Source organism: Rosistilla ulvae (genome assembly GCF_007741475.1).
GTDB lineage: Bacteria > Planctomycetota > Planctomycetia > Pirellulales > Pirellulaceae > Rosistilla > Rosistilla ulvae.
In genome coordinates, this window is sequence record NZ_CP036261.1 from 6,972,629 (window position 1) to 6,997,526 (window position 24,898).

The 24,898-nt window shown below is 56.7% G+C and carries 13 protein-coding genes; 7 read left to right on the forward strand and 6 right to left on the reverse strand.

All coding sequences use genetic code 11. The features are described from left to right. Positions 1 to 471: 471 nt before the first annotated feature. The 3 genes from EC9_RS24590 to EC9_RS24600 all read right to left on the reverse strand — a co-directional run bounded on the left by EC9_RS24590 (position 472) and on the right by EC9_RS24600 (position 4,698). Positions 472 to 831 carry an Hpt domain-containing protein gene (locus EC9_RS24590; RefSeq protein WP_145101836.1) on the reverse strand — a complete coding sequence of 120 codons (360 nt, stop codon included), beginning with the start codon at positions 829 to 831 and terminating at the stop codon, positions 472 to 474. Between the two features lie 161 nt (positions 832 to 992). Next, complete coding sequence (locus EC9_RS24595) at positions 993 to 2,273, reverse strand: DUF1552 domain-containing protein (protein WP_145348646.1); 1,281 nt, start codon at positions 2,271 to 2,273, stop codon at positions 993 to 995. A 13-nt stretch (positions 2,274 to 2,286) separates the two neighbouring features. Next, positions 2,287 to 4,698, reverse strand: coding sequence for a DUF1592 domain-containing protein (locus EC9_RS24600; protein WP_218934412.1), 2,412 nt, complete (start codon positions 4,696 to 4,698; stop codon positions 2,287 to 2,289). A gap of 168 nt (positions 4,699 to 4,866) precedes the next feature. On the opposite strand from EC9_RS24600, the gene polX reads away from it, so the two are divergent. From polX to EC9_RS24615, 3 genes are all read left to right on the forward strand, one after another. Next, complete coding sequence (polX, locus tag EC9_RS24605; protein ID WP_145348648.1) at positions 4,867 to 6,603, forward strand: DNA polymerase/3'-5' exonuclease PolX; 1,737 nt, start codon at positions 4,867 to 4,869, stop codon at positions 6,601 to 6,603. A 67-nt stretch (positions 6,604 to 6,670) separates the two neighbouring features. Continuing rightward, on the forward strand, positions 6,671 to 7,813 hold the full coding sequence (locus tag EC9_RS24610) for a metallophosphoesterase (RefSeq protein WP_145348649.1): 1,143 nt from the start codon (positions 6,671 to 6,673) through the stop codon (positions 7,811 to 7,813). Next, positions 7,810 to 8,202, forward strand: a complete 393-nt coding sequence (locus EC9_RS24615; RefSeq protein WP_145348650.1) for a TspO/MBR family protein — start codon at positions 7,810 to 7,812, stop codon at positions 8,200 to 8,202. Before EC9_RS24610 ends, EC9_RS24615 begins: the two co-directional genes overlap by 4 nt. A gap of 739 nt (positions 8,203 to 8,941) precedes the next feature. On the opposite strand, the gene EC9_RS24620 is transcribed toward EC9_RS24615, so the two are convergent. Continuing rightward, positions 8,942 to 10,003 (reverse strand): DUF1559 domain-containing protein, encoded by a 1,062-nt coding sequence (locus EC9_RS24620; RefSeq protein WP_145348651.1) that lies wholly within the window; start codon positions 10,001 to 10,003, stop codon positions 8,942 to 8,944. Between the two features lie 1,444 nt (positions 10,004 to 11,447). On the opposite strand from EC9_RS24620, the gene EC9_RS24625 reads away from it, so the two are divergent. Further along, on the forward strand, positions 11,448 to 12,974 hold the full coding sequence (locus tag EC9_RS24625; protein WP_218934413.1) for a glycosyltransferase family 39 protein: 1,527 nt from the start codon (positions 11,448 to 11,450) through the stop codon (positions 12,972 to 12,974). 206 nt (positions 12,975 to 13,180) lie between these two features. Here EC9_RS24625 and EC9_RS24630 read toward each other — a convergent pair whose 3' ends face one another. Together EC9_RS24630 and EC9_RS24635 are read right to left on the reverse strand one after the other, a co-directional pair. Then, positions 13,181 to 15,130: an OPT family oligopeptide transporter gene (locus tag EC9_RS24630; protein ID WP_218934414.1), complete on the reverse strand. Its 1,950-nt coding sequence runs from the start codon at positions 15,128 to 15,130 to the stop codon at positions 13,181 to 13,183. A 563-nt stretch (positions 15,131 to 15,693) separates the two neighbouring features. Beyond that, positions 15,694 to 16,659: a hypothetical protein gene (locus tag EC9_RS24635; protein ID WP_145348654.1), complete on the reverse strand. Its 966-nt coding sequence runs from the start codon at positions 16,657 to 16,659 to the stop codon at positions 15,694 to 15,696. A gap of 1,086 nt (positions 16,660 to 17,745) precedes the next feature. Between EC9_RS24635 and EC9_RS24640 the strand changes: the two genes are divergently transcribed. From EC9_RS24640 to EC9_RS24655, 3 genes are all read left to right on the forward strand, one after another. Continuing rightward, positions 17,746 to 18,048 (forward strand): hypothetical protein, encoded by a 303-nt coding sequence (locus tag EC9_RS24640; protein WP_145348655.1) that lies wholly within the window; start codon positions 17,746 to 17,748, stop codon positions 18,046 to 18,048. Between the two features lie 1,448 nt (positions 18,049 to 19,496). Beyond that, positions 19,497 to 22,889 carry an autotransporter outer membrane beta-barrel domain-containing protein gene (locus tag EC9_RS24645; RefSeq protein ID WP_218934415.1) on the forward strand — a complete coding sequence of 1,131 codons (3,393 nt, stop codon included), beginning with the start codon at positions 19,497 to 19,499 and terminating at the stop codon, positions 22,887 to 22,889. A 1,429-nt stretch (positions 22,890 to 24,318) separates the two neighbouring features. Further along, entirely contained in the window at positions 24,319 to 24,810 is a 492-nt protein-coding gene (locus EC9_RS24655) for a hypothetical protein (RefSeq protein ID WP_145348657.1), read from the forward strand. The last annotated feature ends 88 nt before the right edge of the window (positions 24,811 to 24,898 follow it).

Consider the following 24,898-nt stretch of genomic DNA (forward strand, 5'->3'; position numbering starts at 1 on the left):
GTAGCCATTGCGGATCTTCCTAAATGGCGGAGCCATGGCAGCATAAAGCCTGGGACGCGAGTCCTGTCGGTTATACATAAGTCAGTTTTTATCCCCGAAGGGATTGCAGCCATTAGCCGTAGGTAAGCGAAGCGCCACCTACGGAAAATGCCAAACAAACAGGTTTTCGACGCCGAAGGGTGTCACAGCAATCAGGCTGATCGGGCTGCGACCATCTTCGGGGTCGTATATCGCGTCGCTTTTCGTCATCCGGTGGTGTTCGCTGCGCTCGACCGCCGGCTAATGGCTTTAACGCTTTCGGCGTAGGTTGACTTGCGTATAACTGTCAGGACGCGAGTCCCAGGAAAACGGCAACATCGCAGAACGAAGTCGCGGAGCGACGGCAGATGTTCGCTCGCAGAACGCCAAACGCAGGCAGCAAGTTTTGGCAGAATGATAGGGGCAGAACGCTATGCGAAGCCAGAAGGTTTCCTACTGCCGATCGAGCCACTGTTGCACTCGGTCCTGCCAGGCTTGAACGGTCGGTTGCAGTTGATCGTACAACGCGACGGCGTCGGAGACGCGCGACTCGCGGCCACAGCGTTCGATCTCTTCGGCCAGAGCGACTTCGTCTCCGCTGGAGACATATTTGAGACACGACTTCAGCGTATGACCGTAGCGCTCGATCTCTTTCGGCGTGCCGCCAGCGATCGCCACTCGCAACCGCTGCGAAACGTCGGGCAGCTCCATCACCAAGCCTTCGGCAACGGCAACCATCGATTCGTGGTGATTCCCCGTGCACTCACCCAGGCGATCGATCCACGGCTTGTCGTCTTTTGGTAATTCGCTCATATAACCTTCGCGGCGCTACCGCCGTATTTCCTTTTGCCTACTATCCATCCTAACACGCGGCCTGGGCAAAAGCGATCCGATTCGATCGGCTAACCAAGGGCTATCAAGCGGTTCTTCTCCAGCGAATACCTCCAATCGAAACACCAACTCGCCCCGATCGGCTAACTCGGCTGTAAACCGGTCAACGTACCGACGCCGCTAGAGAACTGATCGACCGCTAGCCCCAAGTGCTGTAGATAACTGACCATTAAATTTCCAAGCGGTGGCGATTTCTCGGATTCAAACCGCAGATGCTGCCCGTGCCGGAAGTGGCCTCCGGCGGCGATGATCGGCAGATTCGTGTTGTTGTGGCTCGAAGCGTTCCCCAAATTGGAGCCCATCAAGATGGCGGTCTGATCCAACAAACTGTGCTCACCCTCGCGAACCGCTTCCAGCTTGCTCAACAGCTCACCAAACAACCGCATCTCCTCGCGTTCGATGATCGCCAGCATCTCGATCTTTTCCGGATTCCGCCCGTGATGGCTCAAGTTGTGCCAGCCGTCGTCGACCCCTTTCAGCGACACAACCTCGTTGCCGCCGGCCCCGATCAAGGTGATCAATCGCGTCGAATCGGTTTGAATCGCCAGAAAGATCATCTCGAACATCAGTCCCATGATCCCCGTGAAATCGGCCCGATCGGTGATGTCGGTCGGCGGCTTGCGATCGACGACCGGTTTGGGCTGCGTCGCCCACTGCGCCGCGCTGACCAACCGCTGTTCCAGCTCGCGAACGCTGGTCAGGTACTGATCTAGCGTTTGATTGTCCTGACGTCCCACGCGACGAGCGACGCCACGCGTCTGATCGCGGACCAAATCCATGATGCTCTGCCCATCTTCGATCCGCCGGATTTGATCGGCTTGCTCCGCCGGCGTTCCCGCTAAAAACAGCTTGGCAAACAATTGCGACGGACGCGATTGAGCGGGAATCTGCACGCCCGATCGCGTGTACGAAAGACTCGATCGGCCGGCCGAAAGGGCCAGCGAAGCAAACCGCGTTTGATGACCGATCTGTTCGGCGGCGAACTGGTCGACCGAAATCGTGTTCTGGAAATTCGGCTGACCGGGATGAGCCGCTCCGGTCAAAAAGCTCTTCTCCGCGCTATGCCCTCCGTCGACATCGGGATGGTGCAGCCCCGAGATCACCGTGAACTTGTCCCGCAGCGGCTGCAGCGGTTCCAGATAGGGCGTGACTTCGTAATCGGTTCCCGATTGGCTGGGGAACAGGTAGGGCGTGTGGATTCCCAGCGGAGCGCAGATCGCCAACATTCGGCGAACATCCCCTTTCCCTGATTCCCCCGGCGCAGCTCCGGCAGTGCTACCGGACATCGATTGCAGCATCGGCAGCGCCATCGAAACCGCACCGCCGCGCAACATCGTCCGTCGTCGCAAAACAGATCTCATCATGACGCTCCCAACACTAAGGTTCGATAAAAAGTTCGCTACTGGCGATCGCCAAAATCATCGACCGCAGCCCCAAGTCGTCCCCCGACGCGGCGACGATGCGATCGATCGCTGGCCGATCGGCCAGCGACAGCGGCCGCCCGGTCGCGTAGACGATCAATTTGGTCGCGATCGAGCGAGCGACCTGATCGCGATCTTCGAGCAACCGTTGACGGTAGCCGCCAAAGTCGGCGAACGAGCGGCCGTCGGCCAACCGCGACGCCGTTTCCACGTCGGGCCCTTTGCGATAGGGCAAGCGACCAAGCTTCTCTCCCTCGCCAATCGATCGATACCATTGCCGCTGGCCACCGATCGCATCAAACGCTTCCAAGGCAAAGCCCGGAGGATCGATCCGGCGATGGCAGACGTTGCACGAATCGATCGCGCGGTGCTTGTCCAGTTGCTCCCGAATCGTGGTCGCGCCGCGGACATCGGGTTCGACCGCCGGAACACCTGGAGGCGGCGGCGGAGCAGGGCGGCCCAACAGGTTATCCAAAACCCAATTGCCGCGTTGGATCGGCGACGTGGTCGTGCCATTGGCTGTCACCTTCAACACGCTCGCATGCGTTAGCACCCCGCCACGCAAACTGTCGTCGGGCAGCGCGACCTTGCGAAAGAGCTCGTTCCCACGCACCCCGGCAATGCCGTAATGTTTGGCCAGTCGCTCGTTGAGGAACGTGAAATCGGAATCGATGAAATTCAAAACGCTCCCATCTTCGTCGATCAAGTGCTCAAAAAAGCTGCGTGTCTCGCCAAGCATCGCTTCCTGCAGCAACGGATCGAATTCGGGATAGAGTTTTTTATCGGGCGTCGTGAAGTCGATCTCCCGCAGATCCAACCACTGACCGAGAAAGTTGTCGACAAACCGCTCCCGCTTCGGATCGGCTAACATCCGCAGAACCTGAGCGCGTCGAATTGCGGGATCCTTCAATTTCCCGGCCGCCGCCAAATCGATCAGCTGCGGGTCGGGCTGCGAAGACCAAAGGAAATAGGAGAGCCGCGAAGCGATCGTGTAGTCGTCGACCGCGGGCTGGCTGTTGAGCAACAAAAACTGAGGGGCACACAAAACGGCGGTCACCCCCGCGCGAACCGCTTGTTCAAACGAGCGGCCAGCGTCGAGTCGATCGAGCGCCAATCGAACGAACGGCTCCGCTTCGGCATCGTCGACCGGGCGCCGGAACGCCCGCGGCAACAGATCGCGAACGATCCGCGCCACATCCTCGCGCGGCCGCTCCGATTCGACGCGATGCCACTGAACTCGCTTGCGATGCCGCATCGAAATTGTTCGCTCCGGTTCCATCCGAATATGATCGACATCGCCAAACAACCGCTGCGTCGCGAGCGATGGAAACGCTTGGTCCAGCGGCCCGTCGGTCTCCACCCACGCGATCCCCACACCGGGACGCGACTCGTGTTTGTCGCGCCACGTGACGTGTTCGGGCCAGATCCGTGGGACGATATGAATCGTATCCCCCTGCTGCATCGGCACCGTACATTCGATCACCCGCGGCTGTTGCGAGCTGCCCGTAGCATCGAAGATCCCGATAAATCGATGCGCATCGGGACCAAACAACGAACCGACGTAGAGAGCCACCGACAACGTCCGCTCTCCCGGATCGTGGGGCCAAACCGCAACGCGACAGCGATACAGTCCATCTTCGATCGGATGGGCGGGATCGATCCGCGCGGGAGGCCAACCGGGAGTGAACTTCACAAACGATTCATCGACAGCAACCGTGCCCCCCTTTTTCTTGTCGACCGAATCGATGTTCTCTTTGACCTGCATCAGATCGGCTCGACGCGTCGCTACCGGCAGCGGCTGTACGCGCCGTATCGTCGCTTCAAAAGCAACCGCCGCAGCAGCCAAGTACTGTTCCATCAAGACCGATGAAATGCTCAACCCGTCGGCGACGTTATCGAATCCCTGCAGGCTGCCATCCTCGGGCAACAGATCCATCAACGGGACATCGATCCCCAACAGATCGTGGACCGTGTTTTGATATTCGCGGCGATTCATCCGCCGCAGCGCCAGCGGCCGCTCGCCGCGCATCCGCTCCGCAAACCGACCGGCTTCCGAAACAAAACGCTTCACCGCAGCGGCGTTCGGACGGTCCTCACCCTCGGGCGGCATCTCTCCCGATTCGATGGCATCGACGACGCGCGTCCACTGGCGAATCGCCTCCGCTCCGGCACCACCAGCTGTCAGCCGATCCAACCGCAGATCCGCTTCTTGCGTATCCGCACCATGACACGCCGTGCAGTGCTGATCCAAAAACGCAGCCAACGGCGCCGCAGACCCATCGTCCGCCACGGCAAACGCCGCAACATGAGATCCACAAATAGCAGTCAATGCGATGATCAAGCGACGACAAATGATTCGAGTCTTCATAGTTGTCATCATACCTGCCGCACCGCTCGATTGAGGAAATTTTGCAAGCGAACGGGACGGCTCGGCCGACGTTTTCAAACGCCGCCCGTGGGCAAAGATTTGGCAATTCCGTAGGATGAGGAAAAGGCCTGCTGCCGATACGATAGAGTTCAACGAATGCTGGAACCAATGGATAATCAATCGATCGCCGAAGTTTTCGAACAGATGGCGGAACTGCTGGAGTTTAAAGGCGAAAATCCGTTCCGGATCCGGGCGTATCACAACGGGGCCAAAGCGATCCTCGACCTTGACGAACCGGTCGCCCAGATCCTCGACGATCCCAGCCGCAAGCTGTCTGATGTGCCGGGGATCGGCAAGACCTTGGTAGACAAGATCACCGTCCTGGTCGCGACCGGCAGCCTGCCCCAGTTGCTGGAGTTGCAAGAACAGTTCCCCGCCTCGGTCCTGGCGATGGCTCGCGTACCCGGCCTTGGCGCGAAGAAGGCGGCTCGGCTGCACCAAGAACTCGGGATCGACAACCTCGCCGAACTGAAGGCCGCTTGTGAAACGGATCAGGTGAGTGGCCTCAAAGGTTTTGGCAAGAAGAGCCAGCAGACGATCCTCGACGGCTTGGCGATCGCACAAGCGGCGGCGCAGCGGAAGAAGTGGGTCAACGCCGACGGCTGGGTCGCTCGACTGCGTTCCCATCTATCCGGCTGCGATGCGATCGAACGAATAGAGTTTGCCGGCAGCTACCGCCGCGGACGCGAGACCTGCGGCGATCTGGACATCCTTGTCGTCGCCGATCCCGCCGCTGCGGCGATGGATCATCTGGAAACCTTTCCGCCGCGAAAGGAGACCATCCTGCGAGGCGACACAAAGATCTCGATCCGCGTCGACGAAGCGTTCCAAGTCGACATGCGGGTCGTCGCCGATGATCAGTTTGGCGCGGCGCTTCAGTATTTCACAGGCTCGCAAGCGCACAACGTTCGCGTCCGTAGTATGGCCAAAGCAAAAGGGTTGAAGGTCAACGAATACGGCGTCTTTCGCGACGACGATCCAGACAAATCGATCGCCGGCGCCGAGGAGCAGGAGGTCTATGCGGCGGTTGGTCTGCCATGGATTCCGCCCGAACTGCGCGAGGATCGGTTGGAATTCGATTGGGCAAAAAGTGGCGATCCGTTTGACCTGATCGAATTGAAAGACATTTGCAGCGACCTGCATATGCACACCACGGCGACCGATGGCGAAGCGACGATCGGCGACATGGCGGACGCGGCGATCGCCCGCGGCCTGACCGCGATCGCGATCACCGATCACAGCCAACGCGTCGCGATGGCTCGCGGGCTGGACCCACAGCGACTGCGCGAACAATGGGCGCGGATCGATCAACTGCGACCACAGTACGAGGGCCGGCTGACGATTCTAAAAGGAATCGAATGCGACATCCTGGAAGATGGCGGGATGGACCTTCCCGACGATGTCCTTGCCGAAGCCGATTGGGTGCTGGCGAGCGTGCATTATGGGCAACGGCAAAGTCGCGAACAGATCACCGATCGAATCTTGGGAGCGATCGCGAATCCACATGTCACCGCGATCGCGCACCCGACCGGACGTTTGATCAATCGCCGCGAAGCGTATCAAGTCGACATCGACGCGGTTTTCCAAGCCGCCGCCGAAACGTCGACGCTGCTGGAACTGAACGCCAACCCGTCTCGGTTAGATCTTCATGAAGTCCATTGCCAAACGGCGTCGCGCCGTTACAACATCCCCATCGTGATCAACACCGACGCGCACTCGATCGATGGCCTCGACGTGATGCAGTACGGCATCCTGCAAGCGCGGCGAGCCGGGCTGCAAAAACAACACGTCGCCAACGCGAGGTCTTGGGATGCGATGAAGCCCCTGATGGGCAAATACCGCTAGCCGCCAACGCCTGCCCAGACGCTGCCGTCGGAAACATGCCGCCTCACCCTCTACCAAAAGTCTTCCGATGCGAAACGTCTTAATCCTGTTGCTTTTGTCTGTCGCTTCCGATCTCGCCGTCGCAACCGAGATCCAGCGGATCTGGCTGACGCACAAGAGCAACGACCCGAGCCGCATCGTTGTGAACTGGATGAGCGAGAGTGCGGGGGATTCGGTCGTTCGCTTTGGCCTGACTGCGGACTACGACAAAACGGTCCGAGTCGACGAAACGACGACGCTGCATCATGTCGAAATTCCGCTGGAACATCGCGATGCGGTCTATCACTATTCGGTCAGCAGCGGCGACCAACGATCGAAGGACGCCACCTTCAAAGCCTACCCGAGCGATGAACTGCGGATTGCAATCGTCGCCGACTGGCAGAGCAAGCCCGACTTGTCGGCGATCCAAAAGGACGATGTCCATCTATTGCTGACCGCTGGCGACAACATCGCCAACCTCTTTCCAGCCTGCGGCGAGGGGACCAAAGATTGCGTGAAGCCCTACGCTGCGCTGATCGACGCCTACCCCGATCTGTTTCGCTCCACACCGTTCATGCCGGCGCTGGGGAATCACGACCGCCAGATTCGCCCGCGTGGGAAGATGCCCCCCGAGGAAGCCGTCTACGATGTCGATGCGACTGCGTTTCGCAAATTCTTCGAATTGCCAGGGGACGAGTGGAAGTGGCACTTCGACATCCCACAGTTTGACCTGCGGGTGCTCGCGTTGGACTTCAATCACATCTCCGACTTCGGAACCACTTGGCAAACCTGCCACCGCTTCGACGAAGCCTCCCCTCAGTTCCTCTGGTACCAACAACAGATGGCCAACCCGCCCGGATTTGTTGTCACGCTCTATAACGAACGCAACGCGAGCATTCGCAACCAGGCGAACAAACAATGGCACGACCTGTTCCGCCGCGGAACGTGTTGCGTCACCGGATACGGCTATTTTGCAGAGCGAGCCGAAGTCGATGGCTTTCCCTATTACAACAGCTCGCTCAGCGGCAGCGGCGCCCAATATCGCGATCCCCATTCGAAGTTCCTCGCGGGCGAGGACAGCTACCTATTGCTGACCCTCCAGCGTGGCGGCGAGATGGCGGTTAAGATCAAGAGTCTCAGCGGCGACGAACTAGATCACCAATCCTACAAACAACGTGAACCGACACAATGACATGGATTGAGTGGTACAACGGCCTGGACAAACCTTCGTGGACTCCCGCCCCCGCCACGATCGGCCTGATCTGGCAACTGTTGTACCCGGTGATCATCGTGACGTTTGGCTTCGTCTTCGTGCAAGCCTCTCGCAAGCGGCTGCCATGGATTGTCGCTTTGCCGTTTGCGATCAACCTAGTCGCCAATCTCTGCTTCACCCCGATTCAATTCGGCTTGCGCAATCTGCCGCTTGCCGCCGTCGACATCCTGATCGTCTGGACGACGATCCTGTGGATGATGTTCGCGATCTGGAAGCATTACCGTCTGATCGCGGTGGCGCAGATCCCGTACCTGATCTGGGTTTCAATCGCGACGACGCTACAACTGATGATCACGTGGAACAATTAGAAATTCAATCAGAGCCAGACAGCAAACCATGCCTGTCGACAACTCCGTAAACCAACGATCCCTTGAAGATAGTCAGCAGTTTGGAGATCACGGCACAAGATTGGGAAAGCTAGAATCGCCAATACAAATATCACTCAAACGTTAATCACCGTTGTATTTGGGACACAACGCACTCCCAATCAACAACGACTTTCCAATTCAAGCAGTTGATCGCACAAGACCCCATATCACGACCAAGCGGAAGAAATTGAACAGCATGCGCCTAGCATTTCCTCGGATTGCATGCTTGAGCAATCTGTTTACTCACTGAAGTAAAAATCGCCCTCCTTAGACTAGACTCTGCGTCCAAGGCCTCTGATCGATCACTGCCCGTCGGTTTGCTATCCCGAGCGCCGCCGGACAACTGCTGCACAGCCAATCCGGCGGAGAAAAAATCGTCAGGCGTAACAAGGCCTAACTCAGAGCTATCCACTAACCTGCAGGAGCCGTACTCGCACCAGAATCCATGTCCTGCATCCCTTGCATCCCCTCCTCTTCGGACGCAACGGGCTTAGCGTCCCCACATCCTGAAACCCCAAACAGAACGCAAGAGACCACGACTGCTGATACAGTTCGGCCAATCATTCGCAACATGCAACATCACCCTCTAACTTGAACTACAAATCAATCGAAGAATGTCTCCCGGCCGCCCATTCCTGCACAGCCGAGGACAAGAAAATCGAACCGCTAACTTCAACAGCTACGGAATACTATTGCTGACTTCGTAAGAACCTTGCCCACTGCCAGCGACAGTGTTGATGGCGTGCCACAGATTATTGTTGTTTGATTGGCCACTGTGCATATTGCTGCTTTCAATCGTTTCGGCAATGAACCGAACCGAAGCGTCAGCCACCGTGAACAGAGCACCACCGGGATGGTAGCTGCCCGCTCCTCGCCAATCTGCATTGATACCGGTTCGAGAGCGATAGGTTGGTTTCCAAATATGGGCTTGGCCGCCATTCCACCAAGCCGAAACGATCCCCTTATTCCCATCGGCACTCAGCAGAGGTTGGCCGGAGTTCATGGCCAGCGCTAATGCGTGGTCGTTGTAACCATCGTCAACCATTGCCGCCACAAAAGATGCTCGCACAACACGACTCGAACCTCGACGAAACTGCCCGGAACCACCAGCAGACTCATCGACGCCGGCAGGCCGACAGCAGAACGAATTCGTTGTCACCTCACCAATTGCAATCGTGTTGGACGTTCCATCGGTAATGTTAGAAAACCGCGTGGTTCTAGCCGTTGGAAACACGCCCGCATGAATATCGCCCGATCTCGCATGCTCATCCCACCCAGATGCACCCGCATACGATGTCAGCCCGAAACCATGAGGAAGCGTATCCCAAACCGGATCCGAAGGGCAAAGAAAACTGTCGATGACCGTGCTTCGAATCAAATTCCCACTGGCGTCAGTCTGAGCCATGACCGACTCTGAAAAATCAATTTGATCGTGCAAAGGAGATTGCTCGATGAACGGTAGAATAAAAGTCAACCAAGTAAAATTCCTTACGTTCAAGCCCGTCTTGTCCCCCCAGATTTCAGTGGTCGGGAACGACTTAAACGTGTCATGATAGTTGTGGATAGCAAGCCCCAACTGCTTCATGTTGTTTCCGCAACTCATCCGTCGCGCCGCCTCGCGTGCCGCCTGAACAGCCGGCAACAACAAGCCTACCAAGATTCCGATAATCGCAATAACGACTAACAATTCGACAAGCGTGAAACCTGTCTTAAGAGAACGGGGACGTTGGACACAGTGCATGACGTGACTCCCAATACGTAGATGAAACAGAAGAGGCGCGTGGAATAGATCGCGATTGCGATGCGAATCGTCGATGAAACGATCCGTTAACGCCTTGTCCGATTAGATGCGACAAAAAACACAGAGTCAATACTTCCCACTACACAATGACGGGGATTACCACCCAGTCATCGCCACTACGTGAACTGATGTCACGTTACATCTCCCAACGCCCAGCCCAAAACTACCCAAACAAACACCATTAACCACCACACAAGGTGGCATCCCACATTCCCATATACACATGAACAGCAAACGAAGCTCTATCCAAACCGAGAGTACGACGCTTGAAGCAAACTCCAACATGCAGTTCCCCTCCGAGGCGACGCAACACACGAAAACACGCGCCCGACCATTGGTGCGAATTGAGAACGTTCCGAATGCGCAATAGCGTGCCGACCGGCTCAGCCCAGGAAACTAGTTGAGCTCAACGCACCGCCCCACTACTCAATAACTACCACTGACACCAACTCCACGCAGTGAACGCCACCGCTGCTACTGCGCGACCTGCCAGTCATCGCGGCAGCCATTTTTCATCACCGTTGGGAATCGTTAGAAAACGATCCTATTGCACCTTACTTGACCTTCGGACAGTTCCTACTCGATATAGACAGACGATTTCAAGCCAACGACAACCGGAACACGGACCACCCGAACCTCCCCTTCTCTCGCAGAGACTGCAACGATGAACCAGAGCCGAGCATCCCGGCAGGAGGCGATGCAGATCCGAGGAGACTGTGTTGATTACTCCACATGAACGCCTGCAGAAAACACACCGAACCTGTGCGTTACACTCCTGCGCCACGACAACGGACCGGCAGTCTCGAACCCGCAACCTGACAACTCTTTCCAAGGCCTCTCGCTAACAGAAGCCCCCCCGCAAAATCCTTCAGTCCCTGGGTTTGCAGAGACAAAGCCCCAACCTACACTCCGACAAGAGCTACTTAGACTCCAAGAACCTCAACAGAGGTTCTGTGTCGCCCCTACCTCGGCGAGGGAGAACAAGAATCGTCGGAAACGTGACTTTGGTTCGCCACCAGCTAAATTGACAGGAGACTCGATACGCAAGCGATGTTCCAAAAAACGCACGGACATAACAGCCACTAACGCATGCCCTGCAAAACAGCTTCCAACCTGCACGTTAGGACAGCCACGCACTCGCTTCGCCCCATCAATCAGGTTTATGAAAACTTCCCAACCACAGTCGCGCACACTCTTCGTACTAAGCGTCGTCACGGCAGTTCTCATCGCGACAGGTCTATCGATCGGAGTCATCCCGTTTGATCTGGTTCGCTCCAAACTTGATTCGTTATCGGGCGACGGTTCAGCTGACCTCTATACCAGGCAAGTACATTCCAGATTCCAAGGAGCGGGCTATGCTCTGCTTGCGTTATCGATCACCGCGTTGGCTGTACTGCAGCGATACAAAAAACAGCTTGCCCTTGGGCTAAATCTACTTACGAAGCAACTCCGCAACGACGGTCATCGCCTGCTGCGTCGATCGGGCATTTTCCTGCGACAGCATCGCGCCGCATTGCTTGTGCTGATGTTTGTCGCCGCAATGTTCAGGCTACCCTACGTCAGCCAACCGATGCGTTATGACGAGGCACACACTTATATCCAATATGCCAGCAAGCCAGCCGCTTTGATCGTGACACGATATGATGAGCCGAATAACCATGTCTTCCATTCTTTGCTGGTCCACGCCACGACGAACCTACTGGGAGATCAGCCTGCCATCGTACGACTTCCCGCCTTGGTATCAGGGATTCTGCTCGTTGGCCTGACTTATTGCCTTGGCACGGTCTGCTGCGGAGTGCAAACCGGGCGGATCGCCGCGTTGCTTGTCGCTGGAATGCCCCAACTGATCTTCTATTCGACAAATGCACGCGGATACACAACGACGGCGGCCTTGTTCTTGCTGGCATGCCTGTCTGCCCACGAGGCGATCGCGCGACGCAATGCAGTCGCCTGGGCATTGCTGTCGATAACCCTTTCACTATCGACCTGGACCGTGCCGACGATGGTCTACGGGATGATCGGGATCTTCGCATGGTTATGTGGCAGGTCGATCGTGGCGGAAACCAAAGATTGGCGAATATTGTTTGGAATCGGATTGGCAACGATTGCGACCGTGGGACTGCTCTATGCGCCGATCGCCCTCTCCATCGGAACCGATCGCTTGCTTTCCATCGGCGGTTCCCACCCCGTGACATTCGGATCGTTTGTATCGAGCGTCCCCGAAAAGACGATGGGCCTTTACCACTGGATCACATGGAGCGTCCCAATCTGGGCACAACTGATACTCTTCGGATCCGCGGTTCTCGCAATCGCGCGATGCTCCAAAGTGCCCTGGCCTGTGGGGGCCGCAGTCGTGCTTGTATCGCTGACCATGCTGCTGCAACGCGTTTTCCCACCGGAGCGAACCTGGTGTTTTGCCCTCCCGCTGCTCGCCATACTTTGCGCGCATGGCATAGTGAGACTCTTCGGCTGGTTTCCCAAAGACAAGTGGTTCAAAGATCCCAGCCAATATCTAGCGGTTGGCATCGTTGCTGGAATTGCATTTTCGCTGGTGACCAGCGACGCAATCCGCAAGTCGGACGAAACCGGTCTGTTTTTTGAAGCCGATGAAATCGTATCGACTCTTTCAGCGATCGCCAGCCCCACGGAACCGATCATCGCCGTCACGCCGGCGTCTGCCACCATCCACTATTACGCTCGAAATGGACGATTGCCGGGGGCCCACTTCATGCCTCCCACAGCGGAAAAGTTCGACAACACATCGGCCATCGTCGTCTCCAGCCGAGCCCACGGACAATCAATCGAAGATGTCCTGCACGAGTTGCAGCTCGACGCGTTGTATGACGCGAAATCCTCGTCGCGTGTTGCCGAGTTCGAAACCGCGGATCTGTACCGCGTCACCGCCAAATAGATCGCTCGCCACCAATGCCAGCGGCGATTCCGAAAGGGACTTTTACAGGGCAGTCGGCGGTTTGAGCGCAGCGAATCGCTGGAGTCGAGGCTTCAGCCGAAACGTTCCCGCCGCTGCGTTTCGACCAGAATCAAAGGCCCCAACATCCCACCGCCCCCGTTCGGGAGATATGGCCAACGGCCCGGCAATTTGCCTCATAAATCGCGCTACGACTTGTGAGGCCGCGTCATCAGCAGGAATGCGGCGATGATTGCGATCGCGACCGCCAGCGTGCTTGCGGTCACTGCGGTCGGCGAGAGTGGCAATTCCATCGAGGTGATTCCCACAGCGGCCAACCCGGCCAGTCCGACCGCGGTCAACGCTTCTCCGGCAATCACGCCTGAAGAGAACAGGATGCCGCGATGCAACACGCGGTCGTGATCCGATTTGACGGTTCGCCGGGTGTGCAGATGTGCGATCAGCCCACCGAGCAAAATCGGAGTGGCCAGTCCGAAGGGAAGGTACATGCCGACGGCGATCGGCATCAAGTGAGCGCGATGTGTGGTGCGACGCTTGAGGATTTCGTCGATGATCAAAATCACCACGCCCAATCCGGCTCCGATACCAATCAAATGCCAAGGCAATTCGCCTTCGCCCGAAAAACCGCGAGCCAGACTGGCAAACAGACTCGCTTGCGGTGCCGAGAGCTTTTCGCCTCCGATGCCACCGGGCGTGTTGTTGTGCAGCAGCGTCAGTACCGGCGCCATCACAAAGGCAGCGACACCGACTCCGGCGATCTGCATGATCTGTTGACGAAACGGGGAAGCGCCGACGATCGAACCGGTTTTTAAGTCGTTGCATACGTCGCCGCTGGTGCAAGCGACACAGCAGACGACGGCTGCGATTCCCAGCGTCGCGACCATCCCGGGCGTGCCTGAAAAATTAAACAACCACAACAAACCGCCAGCAGCCAACACGGCGGTGATCGTCATCCCCGATACCGGGCTGTTGGAGTTGCCGACGAGCCCCACGATGTAACTGGCCACCGCGGAAAAGAAAAATCCCATCGCCAACATGATTGCCGTTGCCAGCACGGTCACGCCGACGTTGTCGGTGAAGCGGAAATTCAGGATCGCCAACATCACGGTGCAGGCGATACCTAATGCTAAGATCAAGCCCGTGGGAATGTCGCGTTCGGTGTTCTTCAGCGGCAGGCCCTTGTTGCGGAAGCCTTGCGAGAGTTCGCGAACCGCGGCCAGCAGCCCCGCCCGGACGGCAACCAATGAACTCATCCCGCCGACCACCATCGCACCGACGCCGACGTAGCGAATCTCGCTGCTCCAGATCGCCCAAGCTCCGGCGATGGGGTCGCTGTGTTGGCTGGCGCCACCGAGCAGAGGAATGCCGATCAGCCAGCCCAACGCGCCTCCGATAAAAATCAGGATCGCCACATGCAGTCGCACGATGAAACCCACGGCGACCAGCATCGGGGATAGATCGCCACCAAAATAAAAGATCCGCTCCCCCGTCGTCCTGGCGACTTGCAACGTGTCGTGGATGATGCCAAGGAAGCCGGCGGCGATCTTGAACAAGGCTCCCAAAATACCGCCGATGATCAAACTGTAAGCTGCGTCTTGCTGTTGGTCGTCGCTTTCTCCGGCTTTCAGCACCGCCGCACAGGCGACACCTTCGGGATAAGGTAGATCGTCGTTGTTGACGACAAACACGCGTCGCATCGGGATCATAAACAGAATGCCCAGCAGCCCGCCGGTCAGCGCGACCATCGAAACGGTCCAGAAGTCGAAAGACTGCCAGTGGCCGATCAAGATCATCGCGGGCATCGTAAAGATGATCCCGGCGGCAAGCGATTCGCCAGCCGACGCACAGGTCTGCACCTGATTGGCTTCCAACACGCTGGAGCGGCGGAACAGCAATCGAAACAGCAGCATCGCCATGACGGCTGCGGGGATCGAAGCCGACACGGTCATCCCGGCCTTCAGTCCCACGTAAACGTTCGCGGCTCCCATCACGACCGACAGCAACAACCCCAACACGATCACGCGGAACGTCAACTCGCCCCCGCCCCAGCGATGACTGCCACCGGCGTCATCGTTCGTTGGAACGCGACCACGACTTGCGGGAATTGCATCGGGACTCGAAGACGCAGAATCATTCATCGCTTCAAACTGCCAGGAGAATTGGTGGAAGGCCACACGGAGAACGAAACGAGTCATTCACCGAGGATGGCAAGTGAAAGGAATCCATCGCGTGCGCTACGGATTTGATGGGAGGGAATAAAGCCTAACCTTTTTGAGCCCACATTCAATCGAACGCCCGAGTTCAGCCCGTCAACCTCCCACCAATCGCAACGCCCCCGCAGAAGGCAGACCGTGTTTTGAGCGAAGCGAAACCCACCACGGCCCCCAATGCGAAAACGCTCACAACGCGGTCACACCTGCACCGATCGAGTGCCGAAGGCCAGGCGATTTGCATTGCCCAGGCCATCGGCCTGGGACCACATCGCACACGCGAACAAAGCAAGGGCCAACGGCCCGCAACAGAGGTTCGAGCAGGTATAGGTTGTGCAGCATATCGCAACATATGCCAGCACGAGCAAGAGGCTGCGTAGCGACAGCCGCCATTGAGAATGGCTTGGTTCGCTAATTGACGTTTTGAAGACAGACGGAATCTCCGCAGGGCAGAACGACCAAGTTTACGCGGAGCACGTTCAACGTTGATTTCAAGATTCGCCCGATCCGCCGCTCGGGTTCACCGCATGGTTCTGCTTCATATGTTGAAGGCGACGAATGGCATGTTTGTAGCCGGCGTTGGCCGCACTCTCAAGCAACTGCATGCCTCTTTGGCTGTCGGGCATTACCCAGGGGCCGTCAAGCAGCATTGTCGCATGCTGGTACAAATGATGAGCCGAACCGCCTTCAGATTTAGGGAATCGGAACGAGAAAGTTTCGTCAAGCGAGCACGCCCAGTAAGCGTCTCCGGGCAATGCCGCCAAAGGGACATGCACCTGCTCGTTTCCATGCCACCGCAGTTGTCCGATACTCCTCTCGTCGCCGGTGGCAAATTGATATCGACAACGCAGGCTGCCATCGCTGCTGGTCACAAGTAGCTCGCTTCGGTATTGCGTGTCGAAATGGCACCACACAGACGCGGCGAATTTCCTGTTTGGCGATTTCCTGGTCTTGCCAATTTGGTACCTGAGCGCGTAGTCGTTCTCCTCAACCTGCTTCTTTGCCGCGAGGAATGGGGCCACATCAAAGGAAAAACGCTCGGCAGCGGAAAGGACTGCTGTATGAGCGAGCTCGAGCGCAAACGCCTGCTGCAACCTGCAACTACCTAAACCGCTCGACGGATCAGGAGGCACGTTCACCCAGACGCTTGCAATTCCCAGGACAGGCTCATCACATAAGGTCGGTGAATTAGGACATCCGTAGATGTTGAGTTTTTGGACATGGGGGCACTCAACGGGTAGAGCTGAGCGAAAATACATGGTGGCACCGGTGTGCCAATTGGGGCAACCGACAAGATATGCCAGCCTGTTCGTGTCCCGTTCGTCAGCCGTCGGTTGCCTAGAACGTCCCAGAAACCCACGAACCTCGGCATATCGAAGATACTTGGCCATATTCAAAGCGTAACGGTTGCCATAACCGGGATCGCCCAATGTGATGTCCAAGGGTAATCGCGTCATGGCGATCTCCGGTTCATGGCGTGGTTATCGCATTTCTATTGGCCGCGTTTCGCTATTCTGAAGGTCTGTTTCCAATTACATTCAGTGCAATACATCTTGACTCGTTTGCTCCAAGTCATGACCCACGATCCAAATGGCACAACAAGCAACAATCCGAGCAACTTTGGCAACGCGCCAATGTACGCTAGCATCATGGCTGCAAAGGCCAAACGTGCAGCCCAGCTGAACCGACGTTTGTATCGTTTTGGAAACGTAATTTCGCCGAACTTCTTACCGCATTTTGGGCAATGTCGAGGCAGGTCGATGTAACGTACAGTACCGCCTTCCTTGAGCGGCGTAGTATCGGTAGCGGTATACGGGTTCGATGATTCCATTTCTTTTTATACTATTCCAAACGTATCCCAAGACGCCTTACTTCCGATAACTACGCATCTCACCGGCAGCCCGGCTGAGAATAGGTTTTATGTATGGTCTTTCTTATTTCTCACGTGGTTCCAGCGGGAACAGCTTCATCAGCACCGCTAATTCTCGCCATCCCCCCCCCCCGCCCGCAATGACTGGACATACCAATAGTGCCACCTCCCATTTACACAAGCTTTTGCGGGTTGTTGGGTCACGTATCACGCCTCCACCGCACATCGAACCGGCGGGGAAATTCCTCCCGCTCCGAATCGACCGGGTAGGATTCTTTGCGTTGAAACATCGCTTGCCAGGGGATTCGGATGCCGGAGTTTGTTCTGTCGCTGTGCCAGCTTGTCGCGGCGGATAAGTCGTTGGACGTTGCTGCGGCCTCCGTGGAGGGTGAGTCGATCGACCGCGCACGGGTGGCTCGATCGCTGGGGAATGGAGGGCACCAAACGCCGTCGTTGCCCTCGACTATCCCAACAAGCAACGACGGAGGTTTGGCGAGCTGTTGTTGGTTGGGCTGTCCCGCCGAGAAGTCGCTTAAGATCGCTTCCCCGTCTTAATGATGTTGCCAGCATCGCCTGGCAATCGTGCGAAAGCAGATCGTGCGAGTTCTTGGCAGGGGCGGGCTGATGGCCGACAACAACGCAGCAGCTTCGTTCAACAAGAAGGACGGAATGCATGAACAATTCGCGTCTCACGTCGCCAACGAACCATTTGGGACACGATGGCAAAACGGCCGAGGCCCACTACCTGCAAGTCACCCCTGAACATTGGGAGCGAGCCAAGGAAAATGCCACCAACGGGGCAGAATCCTCCCTCAAGAGCGAAGAGCCACCAGAGCAAGAGCGCCGTGGGAACACCGGTGGGAACATTCGTGCTATTTCCCAGGCTTTTACAGCGTTTGAGGCACAAAAAAACCAGCGTTTCAGCCGACAAACGCCGCCAAAACACTGGTTATTTGCTAAGAAAAGTACCCCGTAGGGGAGTCGGATTCGGTGCGAATTCCCTAGGAAATGCTAACGAAAACTGTAATTGTGGGAACACCGGTGGGAACAGGCTTGCAGAACCTGATCCAGATACAGCTGAATTAACAACAATTTGGAACAACCTGTCCTCAGCCGACAAAGAAGTCTTGCTTGCGGTGGGACGCAGCCTGCAACGCAAGCGAAATGACAACGCCGATGAGAGCGGGGCGTCCACCTAAATTCCAGCGAAGTCTGCTGCTCGATGCAGTGTCCATTGTGCACAGCGTGAAAGCCAGGCTGCACGGAGCCGTCGCATACTGCATTCTTGCCGGACGAACGGCATTGACACGCTGTCAAACCTGCCTTCAGGTTTGCCTCGCGCCGACTTGTCACTTCGAAAGAATGAGCATCAGGCCTATGGCGATCAGCCCGCCCACTGGTACTTTCGAGATGCTCCGGTCGCTGAAACCGGAAGCAGGCCCAAAAACTCGGAAAACGTCTCCGGCGTCGGCCACCGGTGAAGTCAATATTGACCTCCGAATTTCCACGAAAGAGTCCGCGTACCTTTTCTTCCCCAAGTTTCTGCTGAGATAAAGCTATGCCCCCAAGTTTCTGTCCGGAAGTTTCTCCTGTCCCTTCCTTGTCCATTTTCTAAAATTATCGATAGACCCTGCAAAACACGGAACAACGCCATTCGTGGGTGGCCTTAGATTTCTACAGATCTGAGTCGAGAATCGACGTATTAGCTCGCGAGCCAGTCACCCAGTCCAAACAACCAATACAAGTGCCCCCCCCCACATCGCGGAACAGTTGCCCCGCCAGAAATGCTGGTTTGATAGCATCGAATTGGTCGATGCCCACCACATCACCCCACCCCCAATGGACCCGGCTCAGCGTTCTAGTAACAGTGCGACCAGTGTGGTCGATCTGGCTGATGAGTGAGGGGCAACCAAAGGATTGAACGTGAAAAAGTCCGCTTCCAACCTTCCGATTAAACGTCATTCGCTCTGCGCCCGCCGGCGTACCCGTGCTGCCCTAGCAGCGATTGTGTTAGGGCTGACTATGCCCGTCAATGCATCAGCCGCAACCACCGTGGTAACGGATCCTAACCTCGGGCCATTCCGTTTGGTTTTTCACAACAACGGTGATGCGTTTGATGGAGAAACAGGAACGGCCGACTGGACCGCCGATCAACGCAGAGCGGTTGGCGATGCAGTCCGTAGTCAATTGGCCAACATCAACGAACAGTCCGTTGCTCCAGGTTCGGTCGACCTGAACTTCATGATCGACTCGTCCGTTTCTGGGAATGCCTCAAACCGCTCAGAAACTTCGACGATTAGTGGAATCCATGCGACACGTATTGAGCACGTCCTGCGGGATGGTGTCGCTCCTACCGATGTCGGACTGCCTGACGAGACGTTGATCCGATTTAGCCCCAACGCGGTGGCTAACTCAAACCGAGACGTGCGAGACTCATTAACTAGTGGGACTCGTGATCTGACTTCGGTCGTCGCTCACGAGCTCGGCCACTCTTTAGGATTTGGTAAGTCGCCGGATAGCTCCGGGAACTACACCAATGGACAGGACATCCAGGAATACGAGAAGAATCTCCGAGATTCCAACAGTGTTGCCGCTGGGAACGCCGCGTTTGTTTCCGACGACGAGGGAGTGGTTTGGGCCGGGCCGATCGCGAACGCTCTGCACGGTTCACCGATTCCCATCTATTCGCCGAATCCCTATTCTTCGGGAAGTTCATTGAGCCACCCTGATCGGCCTGTCACGTTGATGAACCGGAGTCACTCCGGTGACCCTGATGACAACGCAATTCGCAGTTTTGATGAAATCGAGATGGCGATGCTGCGTGATTCCGGCTGGAGCACGATTACGACGACCTCCTTTTTCGGGAACAACGTGACGGCCACTGAAACTCGCAATTTGTCATCCTCCGATGGCACGGCATCGTTGATCATCGTCGGAAGCGATTCCGACATCACAACGACAGGCACTATTTCAGCTCAAGGCCTGTCGTCGAGCGGTGCTCAAGTCATTGGTAACCTCAACACGCTATCGTTGGGGAACGATGTTTCGGCAACCGGCGACGCGGTTGTCGGAGTAGTGATCGTTGGGACCGAGGACAACCTTCTTCTACTTCGCGGTGGCAATACACTATCCAACGCAGGCGATTTAGCTGTCAACGATATAACGACTGGGCCTGATGCAACGAACGCGAGAGTTTATGGAGTGCTCGTTATTGATGACGAGGACTTTTCATTGAACAACAACAGTGGAGCATCGATCAGTGCCACAGGGCAAGGAGCGACCGCGGTGAAGTTTGACAATCACGAAGTGGCATCAAGCGAGCTCAAGTCGACCGTCGTCAACAATGGGCTCATTGCTGCTAACGGAGGCAGTTCGATCGCTGTGGATGCCGAAGGCGAACTTGATTTAACCAATGACGGAACGATTCAGAGTGGCGGCACTGGCTCGATTTCCATCTCAACGAGAGGGATCAGTGAGATCACCAGCTCGGGTGCCATTCAATCGACTGGGAACGGGTCGACGGCGTTGCGCAGCTTCAGCAACCTCGACCTCGTCAACGACGGAACGATCGCCTCGACGGGGGACACCGCCCAAGCCATCCACGGACGAGGAATCACCACGATCCAAAACAATGATTCGATCAGTTCGACAGGGGCAGGTTCGACGGCGTTGCACAGCGAGAGCAACCTCGACCTCGTCAACGACGGAACGATCGCCTCGACGGGCGCGAACGTCAAAACGATTGACGCCGAAGGTTTCACGCAACTTCGAAATAACGGTGCCATCACCGCGACCGGAATCGGTTCGACCGCAGTGCATTCCGAAAGTGCGTTGTACATGAACAATGCGGGAACGATCTCGGCCCAAGATCTGGGTGGGTCCGCCACGACAGCGATCACGACTGACAACGAATACAGCCGGATCGCGATGTCGACCGGCGCAATCGTGGATGGCGATATCAGCTATACCGGATCGGATCCTAGTTTGCGAGCGGAATTGTTATTCGGTACATCGTATGATGATCTGAACGCACCCTCGATCGGCCCGGCCGAAAGCGCCTTCGACTTTACGTTCAACGATGATATAACCGGAGATTGGGATCTAGGTTTCATTGGTGGATTATCACGCTTCGAAGCTCCCGGATCGATCAGCGGGATCCATGACATGTCGGTCGAAGCCGGAGCGACCGTGACCGGCGACGCCGACATCACCGGCACCAATGCAATGACCAACGCCGGCCGGGTCGTCAACGAAGGCGCGACGCATTCGTTCGATACGATCACCAACAACGCCACAGGGCGTTATCTTGGGACCGGCAACGTCGCCACCGTCAACGGTTTCATCAACAGCGGAACAATCGCCCCCGGCGACACGTTCGACGGGACCAACGAAGCCAAAGCGTTCGGGAATTTGAACGTGACGGCCGGTGACTTTAACAACAACGCCGGCACGTTGGAAATCGACATCGACGGGACCGGAACGACCCAAGACCGAATCGTCGTGACGGATCAAGCGATCATCGACGGCGGCGTTTTGGATGTCACGTCCACGATAAACGACGCGACCGTCGGCGCCATGCACACGTTCTTGACCTCATCGGCATTGACGATCAATTCCGGACTGACACCGATCGATAACTTGGTCACCCGGCGGATGCTGCTTCGTAACGATGCGACGGACTATTGGCTATTGGTCGCCCGCGATGTCGCTTACGACGAACTCGGCCAGACGTTCAACGAGGATTCCGTCGGAATGTCGCTCGACGCGATCAAGGACGACGCGGCAGGCAACCCGTTGTTCGTTCCCTTGATCGATCAATTGGATTTGTTGCCCCAAGATTCCGACGTTCGAAGGGCGCTGAACCAATTGACCGGCGAGATCTATGCGACGTCGCTGTTGTTGGCCAATCAAAACAACACGTTGACCGATCAATCGTTCGCCGATTCTCAGCGGTCGGGATTGTTCATCGATCAACCGTTGTGCGGCGGGCCGGGCGGATGGTTCGGCAGTTCGAGCGGTTACGGTCAAGGCGGCAACACTACCGGCGACGGCAACGCGTCGACCGCCGACGTGACCCGTGGCGGCACCGTCGTCACGATCGGTCGTTGCTTCGATACCGCAACCCACGGCGGATTCTTTTACAACGGCGATTGGCAGAGTATCGATGTCGATTCGGTCAACAGCGTCGCGAATATCGAAACGCACCGCTTCGGCGGATTTTTGAGCCGCCGCACCGGCGACGATTATTACTTTTTGTCCGCCTCGGGCGGGTTCAATGATCAGGAGTTCGACCGCGTAGTGCGGGTCGGCGAGTTCGCGGAGCGGTTGGAGTCCCAAGCGTCCGGATCGACATGGGGAGCGAGGCTCGAACGCGGGCGATTGCTATCGACGCGAATGTTGGACTTCATCCCGTACCTGGGCCTGCAGTACAACGGTTTGTCCCGCGACGACTTGCAAGAGACGGGCGGCGTGGCGTCGCTGGATGTTCGCGGCGACACCGTGCAAACCTTGCGAACGATGCTCGGCGTCAGCGTTCGAACGCCGGTGACATCCGGGCCGTTCGGTTTGGCATTGGATACCGTTTGGATGCACGATGTCCTGAACCAGTCGGTGTTGACGCAAAACGTTGCGTTCGCCGGATCGAACGCCGGACCGTTCGACGTACGCGGTGTCGACGTGGACAACGATCTGTTCCGCGTTTCGCCGAGCCTGTACGGTCGCTTCGGCGGGGTCTTGATGCAAGCCGGTTACGATCTCACGTTGGGTGAGAATCAAACGTGGCACAGCGGCACTGGAACAGCGACTTGGATTTTCTAAGAAGTAGGGGCCACCCTAATATCGCGCCGCTGAAGCTTTGATGACCGGGGCATTTATAGGGGAAAAGGCATCCATCATCGCTGAAATCGGACCGGGAACAGCCGTTCTCTGGGGAAAAGGTGCGGCACCGCTGTGGTCTGCGCAGCGGCCATCCCAACTAGCACTCAAAACGGCGGATTTGGGGTCCGGTCAGTCCAACGAGAGGCCCAGCGGATTCTCGCGGGCACAGAGCCAGCCCTCAGAAGAGAGAGGGACAGAGCACTTTATAGATTCTCGTGAAACGGATCTGCGGATTTCCCTGCCTGCCTACGCTGGATTCTTGTGCAGAATGTCTTCAAGATCGGGCTTTCCCTGCTGAAAATCCATCGAAGCTCACCGTCGGCGTAGAGCGATCGCCGACAACCCGCGTTGACTACCATGTTGGAGACGTGGATCCCTAGTCCAGCGAGCCCAATAACTAGCGACCGCGACGCTTCAAGTGATACCGCCGATGCGTTCGGTGACTACGCATCGCGTCGACACATTCCGGTTTCCCGGCAACACTACAAAACAGCTCGCCGAAGTCACTCACCAACTCACACCAAGACGCCCGGTCTAAACCAAGCCGCCGCAGGATCGGCGGGATGCCTGCTGGCGTCTGCCCTCGTTTTCCTGGTGCGACTTGACGTGCCGTTCAATCGAGCATCTCAACATAGTCTTCCAATGACATTCCCAAAAATCCTTTGTCGCTGCAACGAGAGCCAGCTTCGTTGGCATCTGGACCGACCGGATCGTTTTGCTCTTCGATGCAAAGCGGCGATAGGAGAAATCAAATGTGACGAGGGTAGTTTCCAGAGACGGGGGTAGTATTTCGATTTCACGGACGTTGTCGGCGAACAAATCTCGACGCGCTACGGTGGCCGACACCGGGGCAACCAGAGAGATTGGAATCCTCGACCACATCCTTCCGTTCCAGCAAGTACGGCCATCCGGAATGCCATCCTGATTTTATCGCTCTAAATCGAATGGCCTAGTCGGTGAATTTTGGGTCGAGAAACGATTTCGAGCCGTTGCCATCAGGAAGGGAGGAAGTCACCAAGACTGACTCACTGGCGATGGCGAGACGTTGCGTTGCGTTGCCCAATTGTGCAGAAGCGGCCCGGCAGTTTGGTGAAACACTTTCCGCGGGTAGACGTGATGGTGTACGAACTTTCCGTCATTGAGTGGTGTGTTCTTGTCGCCTCTGGTACAATTCTGACGCGGCGTCAAAAAACGTTACACCACACCAAGAATGGAATTTTGGGTCATGGAAAGCAAAATTGAAGCTACACACCGGTTGCAGATCGATGGCCGATGGGACGAGGCAGCTGCGGCGAAGGATCGCGAGAAGGATCGACTGATCGAATCCGGGATGACGCGACGGCAGGCTAGCCCGTTGGCATGGGAGTGGATGATTGAAAACTTCCCGCCCATGTCGGCCGCCGACAAAGCTTGGCGTGAGAGCATGGCTCTGATCGGGATCGAACGATTTTCGAGCGACGTGCTGATTTCTGACGATGTTGCGGGATACAGCATTAACGACTACTGGTGGGTGCTGCGCTATCTGGTCGCCCGCGATATCTGTGCCCAACGCAACGACGCTGATGCAGATATTGAGATCGAAGAACGCTTGCTTAATGAATGGACAACTAAGGATCAGGCGGTGTTGGCTACATTGGCTGTGGCAAACCTATCGCACTTCATCCACGTTTGCGAGGCTCGCGTAGAAACCTCGATGTTGATGCTGATCGATACCGATGGGAGTTCGGGGCTTGAGATCGACGCACTTGCTCACTTCTGCGATACGCTCCAGCCCATGAGAGCACGACTCGAAGCATTCCAGGCTGAAAACTCGCGTGACTTGGCGATGTCTGGAAAGTATCGAGAGCTATTTGCAGCGTGAGGCTATCCCGAAACGGGAGCGGGTGTCAAAAAAGCGTCGTTCGCCTCACACGCGCACGCGCGAGGCAATCTCAATTGACACGATGTCA

Coding starts and splice junctions, on each gene's coding strand:
- EC9_RS24590 (WP_145101836.1), bottom strand. CDS start 831: ATGAGCGAATTACCAAAAGACGACAAGCCGTGGATCGATCGCCTGGGT.
- EC9_RS24595 (WP_145348646.1), bottom strand. CDS start 2,273: ATGATGAGATCTGTTTTGCGACGACGGACGATGTTGCGCGGCGGTGCG.
- EC9_RS24600 (WP_218934412.1), bottom strand. CDS start 4,698: ATGAAGACTCGAATCATTTGTCGTCGCTTGATCATCGCATTGACTGCT.
- polX (WP_145348648.1), top strand. CDS start 4,867: ATGGATAATCAATCGATCGCCGAAGTTTTCGAACAGATGGCGGAACTG.
- EC9_RS24610 (WP_145348649.1), top strand. CDS start 6,671: ATGCGAAACGTCTTAATCCTGTTGCTTTTGTCTGTCGCTTCCGATCTC.
- EC9_RS24615 (WP_145348650.1), top strand. CDS start 7,810: ATGACATGGATTGAGTGGTACAACGGCCTGGACAAACCTTCGTGGACT.
- EC9_RS24620 (WP_145348651.1), bottom strand. CDS start 10,003: ATGCACTGTGTCCAACGTCCCCGTTCTCTTAAGACAGGTTTCACGCTT.
- EC9_RS24630 (WP_218934414.1), bottom strand. CDS start 15,130: ATGAATGATTCTGCGTCTTCGAGTCCCGATGCAATTCCCGCAAGTCGT.
- EC9_RS24635 (WP_145348654.1), bottom strand. CDS start 16,659: ATGACGCGATTACCCTTGGACATCACATTGGGCGATCCCGGTTATGGC.
- EC9_RS24640 (WP_145348655.1), top strand. CDS start 17,746: ATGAACAATTCGCGTCTCACGTCGCCAACGAACCATTTGGGACACGAT.
- EC9_RS24655 (WP_145348657.1), top strand. CDS start 24,319: ATGATTGAAAACTTCCCGCCCATGTCGGCCGCCGACAAAGCTTGGCGT.